The 3,533-nt window shown below is 75.1% G+C and carries 3 protein-coding genes; 2 read left to right on the forward strand and 1 reads right to left on the reverse strand.

Annotation, left to right across the window (positions count from 1 at the left end; all coding sequences use genetic code 11):
• Positions 1-840 (reverse strand): LysR family transcriptional regulator (locus KS423_RS41360; protein WP_224284875.1); only part of this gene is annotated, 840 nt, incomplete at its 3' end.
• 296 nt (positions 841-1,136) lie between these two features.
• On the opposite strand from KS423_RS41360, the gene KS423_RS41365 reads away from it, so the two are divergent.
• Entirely contained in the window at positions 1,137-2,522 is a 1,386-nt protein-coding gene (locus KS423_RS41365) for a hypothetical protein (RefSeq protein ID WP_224284876.1), read from the forward strand.
• A 151-nt stretch (positions 2,523-2,673) separates the two neighbouring features.
• Positions 2,674-3,533: TolB family protein (locus KS423_RS41370; RefSeq protein WP_374120149.1), on the forward strand; the 860-nt coding region annotated here is incomplete at its 3' end.

Below are 3,533 nucleotides of genomic sequence, written 5' to 3' on the forward strand. Positions count from 1 at the left end.
GGCCCGGACGGCGGCGAACACCCGGCGGGTGGCGAGCTCGCTGTCCACCGGGCGCACCGCGACCTCGCCGAGGTCGACGCCGCGCAGCGCCGAACGCGGCACCAGCGCCACCCCGAGGCCCGCCGAGGCGAGCGCGACCACGGCCCGGAAGTCGTCGGAGGAGTGCAGCAGCCGCGGCTGGAACCCCGCGTGCTCGCAGGCCAGCAGCACCACGTCGTGGCAGGGGTTGCCCGGGTACGGCCCGATCCACGGTTCGTCGGCCAGCGCGGCGACGGCCAGCGGGCCGGACTCGGCGGCCAGCCGGTGGCCGAGCGGCAGCACGGCCTCGAAGGGCTCGGCGTACAGCGGCACCCGGGTCAGCCGGGCGTCGTCGGCACGCGGGGCGCCCCGGTACTCGACGGCCACCGCGAGATCGGCCCGGCCGTCCAACACCATCGGCAGACTGGCGTCGCCCTCGGCGTCCAGCACCTTGAGCCGCACTCCGGGCGCGCTCCCGGCCAGCAGGCCGACGGCCGGGGCGAGCACCGAGGCGATGGCGGTCGCGAAGGAGGCGACCGTCACCTCCCCGGAGACGCCCGCACTGTACGCGGCGAGGTCGGCCTCGGCGCGCTCCAGCTGGGCGAGCACCACGTCCGCGTGGCCGAGCAGGATCTCCCCTGCGGCGGTCAGCCGCACCCCCCGGCCCTCCCGGGCGAGCAGGTGGTGGCCGGTCTCCTGCTCCAGGGCGGCCAGTTGCTGGGAGACCGCGGAGGGGGTCAGGTAGAGCGCGGCCGCCGCGGCGGTCACGGTGCGGTGGTCCGCCACGGCCCGCAGGGTCCGCAGCCGTCGTGCGTCGATCACGGACCAATTCTGCCAGCGCGGCACGGCGCGGCGGACCGGCCGGAGGGCGCCCACCACAGCCGACCAGTGGAAACCCGGGAGACGGAACGGAACGGCGGCACCACCCGCGCAAGCCGGCCGGCGGGACCGAAGGCCCCGGCCGGAGCGGGTATCCGGTCAGGCGTACCACCGGTGGCGTATTTCCGGACGAGATCGCTCCCGCCCGTTGACCACCCGCCCGGCCCGGCGCTTGGCTCGTGATCGAACCGGGCCGCGGGGGTCGTGGGCCCGGCACCGTCATCTGGGGAGGATGATCGATGACCACCGCACGCACCCGCCGATGGCTGGCCCGTACCGCCGCCGTCCTGGCCGCCACGACCGTGGCCGGCACCGCGATGCCCGCCGCCGAGGCCCGCCCGCCCAAGGGCGACACCGCCCGGGTCAGCGAGGGCCCCAAGGGCGAGGGGCTCGACCGCGAGTCCTTCGCGCTCGGGCTGAGCGGCGACGGCCGCTACGCCCTGTTCTCGTCCTCCGCGTCCAATCTGCTGCCCGGCGGCCACGGCAGCTCGGGTGACGTCTACGTCCGGGACCTGCGCAACGGGCACCTCGAACGGATCGGCGTCGCCGCCGACGGCTCCGCACTGGACGACGGCGCCGGCGACGCGGCGATCAGCGGCGACGGCCGGTACGTGGTGTTCGGCACCCGCGCCACCAACGTGGTGCCCGGGCAGCCGAAGCACCAGAACGACCTCTTCGTCCAGGACCGCTGGACCGGCCGCACCGAGCTGGTCACGGCCGGCGACGGCGTCTCCGGCGCGGGCGACGACCAGACCATCCGCACCGCCCACGACCCGGCCGTCAGCTGGGACGGGCGCTACGTGACCTACTCCTCGGACCGCACCGACCTCGCCCCCGGCGTGCGCGGCGGCAAGTTCAACATCTTCGTCACCGACCGCTGGACCCACACCACGCGGGTGGTCTCCACCGGCGCGGACGGCTCCCCCGCCGACAACAGCTCCTACCGACCGACGATCAGCGCGGACGGCACCGTCATCGGCTTCAGCTCCCGCGCCGGCAACCTGCTCCCGGCCGACCAGGCCCCGGCCGCCGTCGCCGACAGCACCGACACCGCCTCCGCGTCGGCCGGCGCCCGCCGCTACCCGTACTTCGTGTGGGACGCCCGCACGGGCAGGCTCGCCGGCGCCAGTCGCGACGAGGCCGGGGAGCTCCGGGGCAGCGGCTCCGACGGGCGGATCAGTCCCTCCGGCCGCTACGCGGTCTACGCCCTCTTCCAGGAGGGCGGCCGGCCGGGCTCGCACGGCGTCCACGAGGACGTCTTCGTCCACGAGCTCGCCACCGGCAAGGTCACCAAGGTCAGCACCCCACTGCCCGGCACCACCACCATCGATTCCTCCTTCGACGCCGAGATGACCCTCGACGACCGCTGGGTCTTCTTCGCCTCCACCGCCTCCGTCCTGGTGCCCGACGACACCAACGGGCAGACCGACGTGTTCCGCCACGACCTGTGGACCGGCCGGACCGACCGGGTCTCCCTCACCGCGGACGGCGGGCAGAGCGCCTCCGCGTCCTACTTCCCGCACGTCGACGCGTTCGGCGGCACGCTGCTGTTCAGCGCCGACGACGGCAACCTGGTACCGGGCGACACCAACGGCAACGCGGACGTCTTCCGACGCCGCCTCTGAGGTCCTGACTCCCCTCCGAAATCCGCCCGTCGGCGCATTTTCGGCCGAGATCACCCACAGCCGTTGACCACCGGCCCTCCCGGCGATTGGCTCTGCGAAAGCCCGCCGCCGGGAGGGAGCCCGGCCGGGTGATCCCAGGGGAGGACGATCCATGACCACCGCACGCACCCGCCGCCGACTGGCCCGTACCGCCGCCGTCCTGGTGGCCGCCACCGTGGCCGGCGCCGCGATGCCCGTCGCCGAGGCCCGCCCGCCCAAGGGCGACACCGCCCGGGTCAGCGAGGGCTCCAAGGGTGAGGCCCTGGACGGGGCCTCCCTCGCACTCGGGCTGAGCGGCGACGGCCGGCTGGCCCTGTTCTCCTCCGCGGCGACCAACCTGCTGCCGGGCGGCGCCGGGGCCGTGGGCGACGTCTACGTCCGGGACCTGCGCAACGGCCACACCGAGCGGGTCAGCGTCGCCGACGACGGCTCCGCGCTGGACGGCGGCAGCAACGACGCGGCGATCAGCGGCAACGGCCGGTACGTGGTGTTCAGCAGCTACGCCACCAACGCGGTGCCCGGGCAGCCGAAGCACGAGAGCGACGTCTTCGTCCGCGACCGCTGGACCGGGCACACCGAGCTGGTCAGCGCGGGCGACGGCAGCTCCGGCGCGGGCGACGACCAGAGCATCCGCAACGCCTTCAACGCCGCCATCAGCTGGGACGGGCGGTACGTGGTCTACTCCTCGGACCGCACCGACCTCGCCCCCGGCGTGCACCGCGGCAAGTTCAACATCTTCGTCACCGACCGCTGGACCCACACCACCCGGGCGATCAGCACCGGCGCGGACGGCACCCCCGCCGACAACAGCTCCTACCGACCGACGATCAGCGCGGACGGCACCGTCATCGGCTTCAGCTCCCGCGCCGGCAACCTCCTCCCGGCCGACCAGACCCCGCCCGCCGCCATCGCCGCAGCCGCGTCGGCGGCCGCGGACGCCCCCGACGGCGCGGACCGGGCCGAGGCCGCACA

Source organism: Streptomyces sp. LS1784 (genome assembly GCF_020103755.1).
Taxonomy (GTDB): domain Bacteria; phylum Actinomycetota; class Actinomycetes; order Streptomycetales; family Streptomycetaceae; genus Kitasatospora.

Excerpts from the sequence above, each read along its gene's own strand:
- KS423_RS41365 (WP_224284876.1), top strand. The coding sequence starts at position 1,137 with ATGACCACCGCACGCACCCGCCGATGGCTGGCCCGTACCGCCGCCGTC.